Annotated in this window: 12 protein-coding genes; 8 read left to right on the top strand and 4 right to left on the bottom strand. The window is 71.4% G+C overall.

Features of this window, described 5'->3' with window-relative positions; translation table 11 throughout:
- Position 1: 1 nt before the first annotated feature.
- Positions 2–820: a hypothetical protein gene (locus Q3Y56_RS15760; RefSeq protein ID WP_304462563.1), complete on the bottom strand. Its 819-nt coding sequence runs from the start codon at positions 818–820 to the stop codon at positions 2–4.
- Between the two features lie 533 nt (positions 821–1,353).
- Between Q3Y56_RS15760 and Q3Y56_RS15765 the strand changes: the two genes are divergently transcribed.
- Positions 1,354–2,925 (top strand): FAD-binding oxidoreductase, encoded by a 1,572-nt coding sequence (locus Q3Y56_RS15765; RefSeq protein WP_304462564.1) that lies wholly within the window; start codon positions 1,354–1,356, stop codon positions 2,923–2,925.
- 117 nt (positions 2,926–3,042) lie between these two features.
- Here Q3Y56_RS15765 and Q3Y56_RS15770 read toward each other — a convergent pair whose 3' ends face one another.
- Complete coding sequence (locus Q3Y56_RS15770; protein ID WP_304462565.1) at positions 3,043–3,783, bottom strand: phosphatase PAP2 family protein; 741 nt, start codon at positions 3,781–3,783, stop codon at positions 3,043–3,045.
- A 175-nt stretch (positions 3,784–3,958) separates the two neighbouring features.
- A complete protein-coding gene (locus Q3Y56_RS15775) occupies positions 3,959–4,981 on the bottom strand; it encodes a bifunctional lytic transglycosylase/C40 family peptidase (protein ID WP_304465633.1) in 1,023 nt (340 codons plus the stop codon).
- Positions 4,982–5,149: 168 nt separating this feature from the next.
- On the opposite strand from Q3Y56_RS15775, the gene Q3Y56_RS15780 reads away from it, so the two are divergent.
- The 7 genes from Q3Y56_RS15780 (at position 5,150) to Q3Y56_RS15810 (ending at position 13,706) form a co-directional block, all read left to right on the top strand.
- Positions 5,150–5,398 carry a DUF397 domain-containing protein gene (locus Q3Y56_RS15780; RefSeq protein ID WP_304462566.1) on the top strand — a complete coding sequence of 83 codons (249 nt, stop codon included), beginning with the start codon at positions 5,150–5,152 and terminating at the stop codon, positions 5,396–5,398.
- Between the two features lie 261 nt (positions 5,399–5,659).
- Positions 5,660–5,971, top strand: a complete 312-nt coding sequence (locus tag Q3Y56_RS15785) for a hypothetical protein (protein ID WP_304462567.1) — start codon at positions 5,660–5,662, stop codon at positions 5,969–5,971.
- 572 nt (positions 5,972–6,543) lie between these two features.
- Positions 6,544–7,464, top strand: a complete 921-nt coding sequence (locus Q3Y56_RS15790; protein WP_304462568.1) for a hypothetical protein — start codon at positions 6,544–6,546, stop codon at positions 7,462–7,464.
- Complete coding sequence (locus Q3Y56_RS15795) at positions 7,454–8,770, top strand: hypothetical protein (protein WP_304462569.1); 1,317 nt, start codon at positions 7,454–7,456, stop codon at positions 8,768–8,770. The genes Q3Y56_RS15790 and Q3Y56_RS15795 overlap by 11 nt, the downstream gene beginning before the upstream one ends.
- Before the next feature lie 2 nt (positions 8,771–8,772).
- A complete protein-coding gene (locus Q3Y56_RS15800; protein ID WP_304465634.1) occupies positions 8,773–10,329 on the top strand; it encodes an SCO6880 family protein in 1,557 nt (518 codons plus the stop codon).
- A gap of 46 nt (positions 10,330–10,375) precedes the next feature.
- Positions 10,376–11,845 (top strand): ATP-binding protein, encoded by a 1,470-nt coding sequence (locus Q3Y56_RS15805; RefSeq protein ID WP_304462570.1) that lies wholly within the window; start codon positions 10,376–10,378, stop codon positions 11,843–11,845.
- Position 11,846: 1 nt separating this feature from the next.
- Positions 11,847–13,706 carry a type IV secretory system conjugative DNA transfer family protein gene (locus Q3Y56_RS15810; protein WP_304462571.1) on the top strand — a complete coding sequence of 620 codons (1,860 nt, stop codon included), beginning with the start codon at positions 11,847–11,849 and terminating at the stop codon, positions 13,704–13,706.
- Between the two features lie 24 nt (positions 13,707–13,730).
- Here the strand turns inward: Q3Y56_RS15810 and Q3Y56_RS15815 are convergent, their stop codons facing one another.
- On the bottom strand, positions 13,731–14,300 hold the full coding sequence (locus Q3Y56_RS15815) for a GNAT family N-acetyltransferase (protein ID WP_304462572.1): 570 nt from the start codon (positions 14,298–14,300) through the stop codon (positions 13,731–13,733).
- Positions 14,301–14,348 lie beyond the last annotated feature (48 nt).

A 14,348-nucleotide genomic window follows, 5' to 3' on the forward strand; every position in this document is an offset into this window, starting at 1 on the left:
GTCACGGTGACCCGACCGTGCCCGTATAGATGTCCGCGGGCTCCGGTAGCCGGACCGTCACCGGAGCCCCGAAGTCGTACAGCTCGGTCGTGGAGGCGACGTCCTGCCGCCCGCCCGACCCGGCCCAGCCGTTGGTCACCGAGAACCGGTGCCGGATCTTCCGCAGCCTCCCCTGCTCGTCGAGGTACGCGTCGAAGGCCACGGCGTGCTCGGTGAACCCCTTGGCCGCCGCCCCCAGCGCCTCCCGCACCCCCGGCGACGCGACCCGCGCCGCCCGCCCGATGTCGGTGAGGCCGCGGTAGTGCCGCACGGCCGTGCCGCGCAGCCGCTCATCGCCGATCACGCTCACATGCCGCGCCGCCCGCAGCAGCTCCGCGGCCGTCAGCGGATCGGTCGCCCCGCCGGTGACCAGGTTCCCGTCCGAGACCCCCGCGGTGTCCACCCGCACCCACTTGTCGGCCGGCACGCCCTCGCCCCGGTTCCGCATGAACAGGGCGCCCGTCGCCAGCAGTTCCGTGACGGGCTCGTGCTCGGCCACCCCCGCCGCGTCCTTCGGCAGCACCACCTTCAGCCGCCCGCGCTGGGCGACGAAGTCGTAACCCCCGTGGCCCCGCACGGCCACCCGGGTCCCGCCCGTGGCCATCTCCACCGTCGTACGGACCCGGGAACTCCCCGACCGCACCAGCACATCGGCCGCGCCGCGCAGCTCGGCCACCGCGTCGCCGGCGGCCTGCCCGGCCACCACCACACGCTCCGACGAGCACCCGGCGCCCGTCACCATCAGCCCGACGGCCAACCCACCCGCCACCGCCGTCGCCACCGCCGTCTCCGCCCGTCTGCCGCCGCTCCCGGCGGAGGCGCCCCCGGACCCCCTTCGGGGGGACCACCCGCGCGCCGCTGCCGCACCCGTGCGTCCGCGCTGCCGGCTCACCATCGGCCCTGACCCCCTGGCCACCCTCGGGCTCACGCTGCTCATGACGTGAGTACTCGCTCCTTCAACGACCCGGCACCGAAGCCCGTCACGGTCCCGGTAGCGTGGTCATGTGCTCGATCCAGGCGCCTCAGACCACCCCGGCCCGCCGCCCGGCCGGCCCAGCGGGCCGCGCGCCCCCGGCCCGCCGCCTCCGCCGGACGGGCCCCACGCCGTCCCGCACGTGGTGACCACCGTGGAGAAGGGCGCCTTCTGCAGCGCCCACTGCTCCTGCGGCTGGAGGGGACCCGCACGCCGGGCGCGCGCCCGCGCGCGCGAGGACGCCGTGGACCATTCCGCCGGCGGCGGTCCGGACACGTAAGGAACCAGGAACCTCCGTTCGCCCTCTGCCTAGAAGAGAGCACAGAGCAACGGAGGCCGCCATGGACAGGCGCACACTGCTGGCCGCGAGCACCGGGATCGCGGCCGGCGCCGCATGGACCGTCGGATGCGACAGCGGGACCGGGAACGCCGCCCCCGGCCGCGGCACCGCCACGTCCGGCGCGTCGATCACCACCCGCGCGGGCAAGCCCGCCGGCGCGGACTGGAACGCGCTCGGCAAGGGCCTCCAGGGCCGCCTGATCCGCCCCGGCGACGCCGACTACGGCACCGCCCGCCAGCTGTACAACACCCGCTTCGACGCGCTGCGCCCCGCCGCCGTCGCGTACGTCGGGAACACCGCCGACATAGCCGAGTGCCTGGCCTTCGCCCGCCGCCACGGCACCCGCGTCGCCATCCGCAACGGCGGCCACAGCTACGCGGGTTGGTCCAGCGGCGACGGGCGCCTCGTCATCGACGTCTCCTCGCTCAAGTCCGTCCGTACCGGCTCCGGCAGCGCCACCATAGGCGCGGGCGCCAAGCTCATCGACGTCTACACCCAGCTCGGCGCCCACGGCGTCACCATCCCGGCCGGCTCCTGCCCCACCGTGGGCGTCTCCGGGCTCACCCTCGGCGGCGGCCACGGCGTCGTCTCCCGGGCGTACGGGCTCACCTCCGACAGCCTCACCGGCGCCAGGATCGTCACCGCCGACGGCAAAACCCTGGACGTCTCCAAGGACCGCGAGTCCGACCTGTTCTGGGCGCTGCGGGGCGCCGGGAACGGCAACTTCGGCGTCGTCACCGAACTGCGCTTCCGCACCCACAAGGCGGCTCCCGGCGTCACCGCGTACCTGACCTGGCCGTGGTCGAAGGCGGCGGCCGTGCTCCGCGCCTGGCAGGAGTGGGGCCCCGCCCAGCCGGACGAGATCTGGTCGTCCCTCCACCTGTCCGCCACGCCCGGCCGCACCCCGCGGATCTCCGTGGCCTGCTTCTCGCTGGGGACGTACGGAGCGCTGCAGAACGCCGTCGACCGGCTCGCCGACCGCGCGGGCGCGCCGGCCACCAGCGTCTCACTGCGCCGCCGTACCTACCTGGACGCGATGCGGATGTACGCGGGCTGCAGCTCGTACTCCACCAGCCAGTCCCACCTGCCGGGCAAGACGCCGGGGCGCACGCCGAACGGCGCGCTCCAGCGCGAGACGTACGCGGCGCGCTCCGACTTCTTCGACCGCTCGCTGAGCACCGCGGGCATCAGGGCGCTGCTGGACCAGCCGGAGCGGTACGGCCGCCGGACCAGCGGCGGCGGGGCGGTCTCCATCGCGCTGACCGCGCTGGGCGGGGCGGTCAACCGGGTCGCGCCGCTGGCCACCGCGTTCGTCCACCGGCGCTCGCGCTTCCTCGCCCAGTACATGGCCTCGTGGCCGGCGAGCGGCTCGGGCGGCGTGCAGACGGCGTGGCTGGACGGCGCGCACACGGCGATGCGGCGGTACGCGTCGGGTGCGGCGTACCAGAACTACACCGACGCGGGCCTCAAGGACTGGCGCAAGGCGTACTACGGCGACGCCGCCGGCCGGCTCACGAAGCTGAAGAAGCAGTACGACCCGAACCGGCTCTTCGACTTCCCGCAGGCGCTGTGACCTTGACCGGAAAACGGCTACGGCCCGCTGCTCCCGGGAGGGGAGCGGCGGGCCGTTCGCTGTGGGCCTGGTGACGGTGTGCGACCTGGTAGCGGAGTGACACGACCGGACGGCCGGTCAGGCGGCGAGGTCCTCGTCCCGCCCGTCGCGGCGCGGCTCGGGCACCGGCGGCGAAGCCGCGGCCTCCCGGCGCGTGCCCGCCCGGCCGCCGTCGGGCCCGGCGCGGACCAGCCAGGCCGCCCGGGAGCCCGCGATCGAGGTCATCAGCGGGGTCAGCAGCATCATGGCGAGCGGTGCGAGGAGCAGGGCGACCGCGGTGCCCAGGGCGAAGCCGCCGATCACGTCCGTCGGGTAGTGCACGCCCATGTAGACGCGGCAGAAGCCTTCGAGGAGCGCGAGCGCGATGGCGCCCACGCCGTACTTCCGGCTGGCCATGAAGACGCCGACGGCCAGCGCCATGGTCAACGTGGCGTGGTCACTGACGAAGGAGTAGTCGTCCTTGCCCGTCACGAGGACGGCGACCGGATGGTCCTTGAAGGGCCGGGGCCGTTCGACGAAGCCACGGATCGGGATGTTGGCCAGCAGGGCGAGCCCTGCGGCGAGCGGCGCCCAGACCAGCCCGGCGACGGCGCTCGGCGCGTCCCTCGGCCGCTTGCGCACGCTCCACCAGGCGCCGAACATCACCAGCGCCAGGCCGAAGACGATGCCGTACTCGCCGACGAACTCCATGACCCGGTTGAACCAGTGCGGGGCGTCCTTGGCGAGTCCGTTGATGTCGTAGAGCAGGCTGACATCGGGGTTCGAGTCGGACTCCCCCCTCAGCTCCGCCAAGGGGGACCCCAGTGCGAGTCCAGCCATATGCCGCGGCCCCTTATCTCTTGCCTGTCGCTACGTGCAGCTGCCGGCCCCCGCTCGATGCTGCTTCCTCACCCCTAGCAAACGCCCTGATCACGCTGTGCGTTCCACGCTCAACCCAAAGATCACCGGGACGTTATCGAAGGGTGACCCATCGTCGCAGCTCAGGCCCGATGCCTTACACAGAGTTCGCGCGGCGCGCCGCATTCGCGCCATCCTGCGTCACCCGCGTCGCGCCGATGTAGTCAGGCGTGTCGATCTTGTCGAAACGGATCACCGCGCCGGTGTAGGGCGCGTTGATCATGTATCCGCCGCCGACGTAGATACCCACATGGTGGATGGAGCGGGGGTCGCCGAGATCGTAGGCGAAGAACACCAGGTCGCCGGGGAGCAGTTCACTCCGCTTCGGGTGCGGCCCGGCGTTCCACTGGTCGTTGGCCACCCGCGGCAGCTCGATGCCCACCGAGTGGTACGCCGCCTTGGTCAGCCCCGAGCAGTCGAACCGCCCGTTCTGCTCCGGGGTGCCGTTGCCGCCCCACAAGTAGGGCGTGCCGAGCTTGTCCTGCGCGAAGTAGATCGCCCCGGCCGCCTGCTGAGACGACGCCACGGGTTGGACCGGCGCCTCGAAGCTCTTGGCGAGCGTGGTGATCCGCTTCACGTAGTTCTGCGTCTCGCGATACGGCGGCACGCCGCGGTACTTGATCACCGCGTACGCGCCCGCGTTGTACGACGCCAGCATGTTGTGCGTGGCATTGCCGGGAACGTCCTTGACGTACCGGGCGAGTGAGCAGTCGTAGGCGGCCGCGGAGGGGATCGCGTCCTCGGGATCCCAGATGTCCCGGTCGCCGTCCTTGTCCCCGTCCACGCCGTGGGTAGCCCATGTGCCGGGGATGAACTGCGCTATCCCCCGGGCGTTGGCGGGACTCTGCGCCTTGGGGTTCCAGCCGCTCTCCTGGTAGAGCTGGGCGGCGAGCAGGGCGGGGTTGATGGCGGGGCAGAGGTTGCCCCAGCGCTGCACGAGGCCCTGATAGGCGGCGGGCACGGCACCCTGGGCGAGCCCGACGGTCCTGCCGGCACCGGACGCCAGGTTTCCGGCCACCATGTAGGTGCCGAGGACGAGCAGCGCCACGAATGAAAGGCACAGCACGACACCGACACTGACGCTCAGCCAGACCTTACGCACCCGTTCATCCTCCCCCATTTGGGGAGTGTACGAACGCACTTTTGCGGGGTGCGGCGCGAATTGGCCGCCGCCGTGGACCGGGCCGACGGTCCTGAGCCCGGAGCCCGCGTAGAGTCCGCCCCGCTGACGGCCGACCGACACCGGCAGCGACACCAGCACCAGCACCAGCACTGAGGAGCGAGACCGATGGAGCTCAACTGGCAGCGGCCCGACCCCCTGGAAGGGGACGACCCGGACGAGCCGTACCTGGAGGTGGCCGCCGGCCCGGACGGCCGCGTCTACATGCGGGAGAGCCGCGACCCGGACAACATCGTCGTCACGACCCAGGCCAAGTGGGAGGCGTTCCTCAAGGGCGTCAAGGCAGGGGAGTTCGACGACTTCGCGGAGGAGCCGCCGCGGGGGACGGAGCACGGGACGGAGCACGGGGGAAGCTGAGGAACGTCGCGCACAGCGGCCGTCCCCAGGAACCGCGAACCGTTGCCCAACGTCACAACTGATGATACACAGAGTGACGATAGGTCGTACGTTCGCTCGCGCGGCGGCCCGCGCGGCGCACGTGGCCTACAACACGTACGAGATCCAGCAAGAAATGCGGCCGTGGCGGCGTGCGGGGGCGGCTTCGTCGGCGAAGATAGAAGCCGACGTGTGCCGCGCGGCAGACGCACACAACCATCCATAAGGGGCGGTGAGTTCACAATGTTTCTGGCAGCCGGCGACAAGGGCGACATCAACCTCATCATCGGCGGAATCGCCCCAAACTGGGGGCCGTTCGGCAGCCTGGGCCAGGAGGCCAGGGTGATGGTCGAGGTCGTGATGGCCGTGTCCATCCTCCTCTGCCTCGGCATCGCGATCTGGGGCGCGGCCAAACAGCGCATCGGCGCGACCGCTCTGCGCGACACGTTCAGCGCCGAGCAGGGCAAGGGGTTGATCGTGGCGGGCCTGACCGGCGTGTTCATCATCGGCTCACTGGGCACGCTGTTCACGATCGTGTACGGGATGGCCATCTAGCCGGGCGCCCCGGCCCCGGGCGAACACCGCCTGGAGCCGGACCTGGCAGGCCGACCCCGGGTGGCCGGGGCGCGAACCGCCGCCGGGCGCCGCGGGGGCGTGCGCCCCCCGTACGCCGGGAACCGGCATCACGCGGACGCACCTGGATGCACCTGAACGCACCGCCAACGCGGGGGCCACCGGGACGCCTACGCGGACCGGAACCCCACGCCACCGGGGCCACAGGTCGGGAACACCCAGGACGACCGCGCGGACCAGAACGCCCACGTACCCGGCGAGGCCACACGAACCGGAACGCCTGGACGCCAGCAATGCCCAGGACACCATCCGGGGCAACCGCGACGACCGGGGCCCGGGCCCGCACTCACCCCACGCCCCACGTACCACTCCCTCTCCTCTACTCCCCCGCCCGCCTCCTCCCTCCCATCCGCTCAGTCCACTTGCTGAGGTTGTGTCAGCCTGATGTGCAATCACCCTGCCGCCCCCGTTCCGCGGCCCGCGCCGCTACCGTCATATGTGGGCGGCATGAGAGCTACACCGGTGTACGACACAGCTGAAGGGGCGTGCAGGCGATGAGTCTCGGCGGCGACGACGGATACGGGGACGGCTACGGCGGTCAGGACCCGGCCCGCACGGGCGGTACGGGCAGAGGCGGCGGCGACGCCCATCTGACCCGTACCCATCTCCCGGAAGGCGACGGAGACGGCTACGGCTCCCCCCGCCGCCCCACCCGCACCAAGCCAAGCCGCAACCTCATCACCGTGGTGAGCGTCGTCGTCATCCTCATCGCGGCCATCGCCTTCGCCAACCGCGGCGGCAACGACGACTCCGACGACACCTCCACCAGCTCTTCCTCCGGCAGTAACGGCGATGGCAACGGGAACGGCCCCAAGGCAGAAGCCACAGCCCCGACGGGCGAACGCCCGGTGAACGGGAAGAACGAGGTCACGGGGATCGCCTCGGGCTTCCCGAGGACGGAACAGGGGGCGCAGAGCGCGGCGGCGAATTACGCGGTGGCGCTGGGGTCCGACGGCATGTTCAAAGCCGATCGCCGCCATGCGATCGTGAACGCCATTTACGCGCCGGAAAGCGCGCCTGGCCGACAGGCCGAGCTGGACAACGCCTTCACCAGCGAGAAGGTTCTCGCAAACGCCGGCCTCGATGCCAAGGGCAATGCTCCGGACGGCATGACCTTCGTATCCCGGGCAAACCCTGTGGGCACGAAGGTGGAGAAGTACGAGAACGGCACGGCTCAAGTCGCCGTCTGGAGCTCAGTCCTTTTTGGGCTCGCCGGGGAGGGCTCGAAGAATCCGGTCACAGAGGCGTGGTACACAGACACATTCGATCTGAAGTGGGTCAGGGGCGACTGGAAGGTCGTCAAGCACGCGCAGAAGAATGGCCCGGCACCCGTCGGCCGTGACCAGGCCGCGTCTTCGGCTAAGGAAATCAGCGACGCTGTCCAAGGGTTCGGAGGGTTCACCTATGCTCGCTAATCGCCGCCGTGCCCTCTGGCTGTCAGGGGCGGTCGTGCTCGCTCAAGGCACAATCGTCCTGCTGGCACCGCACGCCATGGCTGACCCAACACCGACTCGTTCGCCCAGCGAAGACAAATGCGAGGGCCTCGAAGGCCGATACAAGGACCTGTGCGAGGGCGACAGTTCCCCTGGTGGCACACCCGACCCCTCCGCCCCCCTAGACCCCGCCGCCTCCCTAGCCCACAACTGCGCCGAAGCCGCCGCCTGGCTAGTAGGCAAAGTCTCCAAGCTCGTCAAAGAGACCTCCAACGTCGACTTCACCAACGAGTCCTTCCTCCGCCAGTACGCCGTCGTCTTCGCCGCCTCCACCATCCTCACCCTCATCCTCTGGCTCCTCGCCGTCGCCAAGCGAGCCATCCGCGGCGTCCCCTTCGTCCAAGCCTTCACCGAAGCCATCGGCTTCCTCTGGCTGACCGTCCTCGCCTCCGCCTTCACCCCCCTGGTGCTCTACACCGTCGTCTCCGCCACCGACGCCGTCAGCGACGTCATCGCCTCCGGCACCGGCGCCGACAACGCCGCCTTCTTCAACTCCTTCTCGAAGGCCCTCAAGCAGGACGACGACATCGGCGGCGGCCCCATCATGCTGATCGTCGTCTCCCTCGTGACCATCCTGGCCGCCGGCGTCCTGTGCCTGGAGCTCGCCATCCGCGCCGCCCTGCTCTACGTCGGCGCCCTCCTCGGCACCGCCGTCTACGCCGGCCTGGTCGACAAGAACATGTGGCGCCACGTGCGCCGCTGGGTGGGGCTGATGGTCGCCATCATCCTCATCAAGCCGGTCATCGTCATCGTGCTCGCCCTCGCCGGAGCGCTGTCCTCCAACGGCGACGAGCCCGACGCCTTCTCCGCCGTCGTCTCCGGCCTGTCGATCATCATCCTCGCCATCTTCGCCAGCGCGATGATCTACCGCTTCGTGCCCGGCTTCGGCGACGAGATCATCCAGTCCCGCAGCGCCAGTTCCGACCCGGCCTCCCGCCAGGCCGCCGCCATCATCCGCTCGCCCGCCTCCCTCGTGAAGCAGGGCATCAACACCCACAGCGCCCGCGGCACCGGCGGCGAGGGCGGAGGCGGCGCAGGCGCCGCCGGCGGCGCGCCCAAGCCCGCCAACCCCGTCTCCGGCGGTGTGGCCGCCCACAGCACACGTAACGCGCCCGCCGCCCCAGGCGGCTCGGGCGGCGGCGGCAGCGCCAAGCCCGCCACCCCCGCGCCCCGCAACCCGAGCAACCGCTCCAGCACCAGCACCAATCCGGGAGGTGACCGGCGTTGACGATTGAGGCCCAGTCCCACCCCATCGCGCCCCGCCGCACATATCTGATCGGCCGCGCCCGCCCCACCGCGATCGTCGGCAAGAACCGCGAAACCGGCGAGATCGCGCTGATCATCGGGGGCGCCTTCGTCGGCATGATGTGCGGCCTGCTGGTGCCCGTGCTGGCGCTCCGCATCGTCACCCTCGTCGGCTTCCCCACGCTCGCCCTGGCCGCGGTCTACGTCCCGTACAACGGCCGCACCTTCTACAAGTGGTTCGAGATCAACCGCTCGTACAAGCGCATCACCCGCAAGGGCGGCGCCGCCTACCGTTCCGCCGCCGCCGAGGCCGGCACGCGGATCGACGGCCGCGAGATCGAGATCGGCCCGCCCCCCGGCATCGGCCGCATCAGCTGGCTCGCCGCGCCCTTCGGCCCCGACGAGATCGCCGTCCTGCTGCACGCCGACCGCCGCACCGTCACCGCCGCCATCGAGATCGAGGGCCCCGGCGTCGGCCTGCGCGACTCCGAGGACCAGGAGGCCCTCGTCGACCGGTTCGGCACCCTCCTCAAGCACGTGGCCAACGGCGACGGGTTCGTGACCCGACTGCAGATGCTGGCCCGTACCCTCCCCGCCGACCCCGACGCGCACGCCAAGGACGTCGAACGGCGCGGCGACCGCGAGGCCCCCGACTGGCTGAAGGACTCCTACGACCAGCTCCAGTCCATGGTGTCCACCTCCTCCGAACAGCACCGCGCCTACCTCGTGGCCTGCATGCACTACACACGCGACCTCGCCACCGAGGCCCAGGTCATCGCCCGCGCCACCCGGCAGAGCACCGGTGGCCGCAAGATCGACAAGGACGCGGGCCTCGCCGTCGTCATGGCACGCGAGCTGACCGACATCTGCGCCCGCCTCGCCGAGGCCGACATCCGCGTACGGCAGCCCCTCGGCCAGGGCCGCCTGTCGTCCCTCATCCACTCCATGTACGACCCGGACCACCCCATCGACCACATCCAGGCCATGACCCAGCGCAACGCCTGGCCCGCCGAGCTGGACGCGATGGAACCCACCTACCTCCAGGCCAAGACCCGCGAGTCCACCACCCGCGAGCCCTGGTGCCACGCCACCGCGTGGGTGAAGGAGTGGCCCATGACGCCCGTCGGCGTCAACTTCCTGGCCCCCCTGCTCGTCCACACCCCGGATGTGATCCGTACGGTCGCGGTCTGCATGGACCTGGAGCCGACCGAGGTCGCCATCGAACGGATGCTGACCGAGAAGACCAACGACGAGGCCGAAGCCAGCCGCGCCGCCAAGATGAACCGCACCGTCGACCCGCGCGACATCGCCGCGCACGGCCGGCTGGACCAGCGCGGCGAGGACCTGGCCAGCGGCGCCGCGGGCGTCAACCTCGTCGGCTACATCACCGTCTCCTCCCGCTCCCCCGAGGCACTCGCCCGCGACAAGCGCACCATCCGCGCCTCCGCCGGCAAGAGCTACCTGAAACTGGAGTGGTGCGACCGCGAACACCACCGGGCCTTTGTGAACACCTTGCCGTTCGCGACCGGCATCCGCCGCTAGCGCCGCCAGGACCGGACAAGGACATAGGGACGAGAGGGGCTTGGCCGTGGTCGATCCGATGGGCGCCATCACCGACGCCTTCACCAGTTTTGTCTTCGGGAAGGTGGAGACGACCCGGCTGCCGGTCCGTACCTCCACGGGGCAGGCGCAGGCCGTCTACCTGCCCACCGCCGCCCCCGGACTCGGCGACTCCGGCGTGATCATCGGCCGGGAGGTGTATTCGGGGAAGGGCTACATCTACGACCCGTTCCAACTCTACGGTCAGCAACTGCCCGCCCCCCACTGGCTGGTGCTCGGCGAGTCCGGAAACGGCAAATCGGCCCTGGAGAAGACGTACGTCCTGCGCCAGCTGCGCTTCCGCGACCGCCAGGTCGTCGTCCTCGACGCCCAGGGCGAGGACGGCGTGGGCGAATGGAACCTCATCGCCCAGGAGCTGGGCATCACGCCCATCCGCCTGGACCCGATGGCCGCGCTCGACGGCGGGATCCGCCTCAACCCGCTCGACCCGACGATCACCACCACCGGCCAGCTCGCCCTCCTGCGCACCATCATCGAAGTCGCCCTGGGGCACGGCCTCGACGAACGCTCCGGCTTCGCGCTCAAGGTCGCGCACGCCGCCGCGCTGAACCAGTTCGGCTCCGCGGAGAAGAGCGAGACCGACCGGCAGCCGGTGCTCACGGACATCGTCGAGCAGCTGCGCCACCCCAAGCCGGAGTCCGCGGAGTCGATGAACGTCGACCTGGACGACGTACGGGCCTGGGGACTGGACGTCGCCCTGGTTCTGGACCGGCTGGTCGACGGTGACCTGCGCGGCATGTTCGACGGCCCGACGACCGTCGGCATCGACCTCGACGCGCCCCTGATCGTCTTCGACCTGTCGCACATCGACCGCAACTCCATCGCCATGCCGATCCTCATGGCGATCGTCGGCGTCTGGCTGGAGCACACCTGGATCCGGCCCGACCGCAAGAAGCGCATCTTCCTGGTCGAAGAGGCCTGGCACATCATCAACAGCCCCTTCGTCGCCCAGCTCTTCCAGCGACTGCTGAAGTTCGGCCGCCGACTGGGACTGTCCTTCGTCGCCGTCGTCCACCACCTGTCGGACGTGGTCGACGGCGCGGCGGCGAAGGAGGCCGCCGCCATCCTCAAGATGGCATCGACCCGGACCATCTACGCGCAGAAGGCCGACGAGGCACGCGCCACCGGCCGGGTGCTCGGCCTGCCCCGCTGGGCCGTCGAGATCATCCCCACCCTGACCCCCGGCATCGCCGTCTGGGACGTCAACGGCAACGTCCAGGTGGTCAAGCACCTGATCACCGAAGCCGAGCGCCCGCTGGTCTACACCGACCGGGCCATGACCGAGGACGGGCTCGCGCTGGAACTCGCCGCCCGAGCGGAGGCCGAGGCCGAGGAACGGGCCGCCGCCGTGGTGGAGCAGCACCTCGCCGAAGAGGCGGAAGCGGCGTACGGCGGCCCCTCCTACGGAGGGTCGTCGTACGGGTCGACGGTGGCGTGACATGACAGGAGATCCTCGACGAGGGGGGAGCGGAGGCACCGGACGGCCCGGACGAGGCAGCGGAGGCGGCGGCGGCAGCGCGCGGGGCCCCGAGGGCTCGCCGGAACGCGGCATCCCGGACAGCCTGCTCGTCGGCGTCATCGGCTTCCTGGTCGGGGTGACGCTGCTGATGTGGTCGGCGGCCGGCCTGGCAGGGCTGCTCGCCAAGGGCGCCTGGCCGGACAACGTGACCTTCCTCCGTACACCGATAGCGCTGCGCAGCCTCATCTCCGAGCCCCACGACCTGGCCGCGGCCTGGCCGGAGACACCGGCGGACCAGCTCTCCGGGTACGGGCTGTTCTGGGGCCTCTTCATCGGCCAGTTGATGGTCCTCTTCGTCCTGACGGTCTTCGCGATCGGTACGACGGCCCGCTACCGGATCGTGCGGGCCCGCCGCCGCGAGGAGGCCGTCGACCGCCGGGCGGCGGCCAAGGACGCGGCCGTGACCGGTGCTCCGGACGGCGGCGTGACCGGGTACGAGAAGCCCTCCGGCCGGTACGACAGGACCCCGGGCCGGTACGAGACCACCGCCGCGGACGACGAGGACGCCACAGGCGGCCTCGCGGACACCCGCCACGGCACAGGGCCAACGCCCGGTCGGGGGATGGCCAATGGGGCCGCGCCGCCCCCAGGCCCGGTCCCGGCGGCCCCGGCCGCCGGTGTACCCCCACAGCCCGCGAACGGCTCTCCTGCGGCCTCGTACGGGCCATCAGCCGCGTACGGCGGCCAGGCGGAGCCGATGATGGCCCAGGCGCCCGCCGCGCCTCAAGCGGCCGGGCAGCAGCCTCCGCACGCGGCAGGTACCTCCGTCGCGCCGCCGATGGAGGCGCCCACGCCGTCCATGGCACCGGGGACGCCCGACGCGGCGGCACGCGCCGCGTCGTTCCCGTCGCCCGAACCGCCCCTGCCGCGCGTGCTCTACGGCGCCCAGCGCGGCGACGCGGCCGTCCGCACCGTGCTGGACGCCGAGGGGCCGGTCCTGGTCGTGACCAGCGCCCCGGAGGTGTGGTCCGCCACGAAGGACGCGCGGGCCAAGCTCGGCGCCGTGCACGTCTTCGACCCCGCCCACCTTCTCGACACCCCGGCCCGGCTGCGCTGGAATCCCGCGACCGGGTGCGAGGTGCGGGACGTGGCGGCGGCGCGGGCCGCCGCTCTGCTCGCGCCGGTGCGACCCGCGCACGCGCTCGACCGGCCGACCGCCGAGGCGGCCGAGACGCTGATGCGCTGCTGGCTGCACGCCGCGGCCGTCGACGGCCGGCCGTTCCGGCAGGTGCACCGGTGGGCGCAGGGCGGCTCGGCCCACGAGCCGGTCCGTATCCTCCGTACCCACCCGAAGGCGCTCGGCGGCGTTGCGGGCGAGCTGGAGGCCACGCTCACCGCGCATCCCGAACGCCGCGACCTGGCCCGTGAGCTGACGGCGCGTGCCCTCTCTGCGCTGTCCTCGATCCACATCAGGGACGCGTGCAACCCCGGGCGGGCCGATGCGCTCGCGCTGGAGTCATTCATCGCCGAAGGGGGAACGCTTTACCTTGTGGGCGAATCCATCGAGGATCCGCGGGCCCACCCGGGTGCGATGCCCTTGCTCACCGCACTCGCATCAAGCGTGGTCGAGCACGGCCGGCGCATGGCCGAACGGTCATCCTCCGGTCGGCTCGACCCACCAGTCACCCTGGTCCTCGACGATGTCGCCGCGGTCGCCCCGATCCCGGCCCTTCCCGACCTGATCGCGCAGGGCGCGGCCCAGGGGCTGCTGACGCTGGCCCTGATGCGTTCTCAGGAGCAGGCCCGCGCCCGCTGGCCGCACCGCGCGCTCGTCCGCTAGCCCCGGGGCCACCGCGAGCCCCGGCTACCGCGCGCCGCCACCGTCCGGCCGCCGCAGCGCCAACTCGAACTCGGTCCTGGACGGATCCTTGGGAGCGGTCGCCGAGACACCGGTCCGTACGAAGCCGAGCTTGCGGTAGAAGCCTTCGGCGCGGACGTTGTCCTCGTGCACCCAAAGACGCACGCGTTCGATGCGGGGCGCCTCCAGGTCCCAGCTCCATCGGATGGCGGCGTCGAAGAGCTGACGGGCGAGACCTGTGCCCCTGTGCTCGGGTCGCACATAGACGGCGACGAGGTGGGCGGTGTCCAGCCCCCTGTCCGCGCCTTCGGGCTCGCCCTGTCCGCTCGGCTCGACCAGGACGACGACCATCCCGGCCCAGACGCCCTCTTCGGTCTCGCCGATGTACGTCGTCGTATCCGTCCCGGCCGCACTGCGCTCGGCCCGGTCCCGCCATACGTCGTCGGCATAGCGGGAGGCGTTGAGCCGCGTCTCGTGGAACGCGATACGGGCGATGGGGTCGGCGAGCGCGGCGAGCCGCAACTCCTTGGCCTGCTGCCACTCATCGGCCTTGACGGTCCGTATCTGGTAACCCATCAGCTGAGGATACGCAAAAAAACGCCGTGTCTCTCTGAGTTTCCTCAG

This window comes from Streptomyces sp. XD-27 (assembly GCF_030553055.1).
Lineage (GTDB): Bacteria > Actinomycetota > Actinomycetes > Streptomycetales > Streptomycetaceae > Streptomyces.

Coding starts and splice junctions, on each gene's coding strand:
- Q3Y56_RS15765 (WP_304462564.1), top strand. CDS start 1,354: ATGGACAGGCGCACACTGCTGGCCGCGAGCACCGGGATCGCGGCCGGC.
- Q3Y56_RS15770 (WP_304462565.1), bottom strand. CDS start 3,783: ATGGCTGGACTCGCACTGGGGTCCCCCTTGGCGGAGCTGAGGGGGGAG.
- Q3Y56_RS15775 (WP_304465633.1), bottom strand. CDS start 4,981: ATGGGGGAGGATGAACGGGTGCGTAAGGTCTGGCTGAGCGTCAGTGTC.
- Q3Y56_RS15780 (WP_304462566.1), top strand. CDS start 5,150: ATGGAGCTCAACTGGCAGCGGCCCGACCCCCTGGAAGGGGACGACCCG.
- Q3Y56_RS15785 (WP_304462567.1), top strand. CDS start 5,660: ATGTTTCTGGCAGCCGGCGACAAGGGCGACATCAACCTCATCATCGGC.
- Q3Y56_RS15790 (WP_304462568.1), top strand. CDS start 6,544: ATGAGTCTCGGCGGCGACGACGGATACGGGGACGGCTACGGCGGTCAG.
- Q3Y56_RS15795 (WP_304462569.1), top strand. CDS start 7,454: ATGCTCGCTAATCGCCGCCGTGCCCTCTGGCTGTCAGGGGCGGTCGTG.
- Q3Y56_RS15810 (WP_304462571.1), top strand. CDS start 11,847: ATGACAGGAGATCCTCGACGAGGGGGGAGCGGAGGCACCGGACGGCCC.
- Q3Y56_RS15815 (WP_304462572.1), bottom strand. CDS start 14,300: ATGGGTTACCAGATACGGACCGTCAAGGCCGATGAGTGGCAGCAGGCC.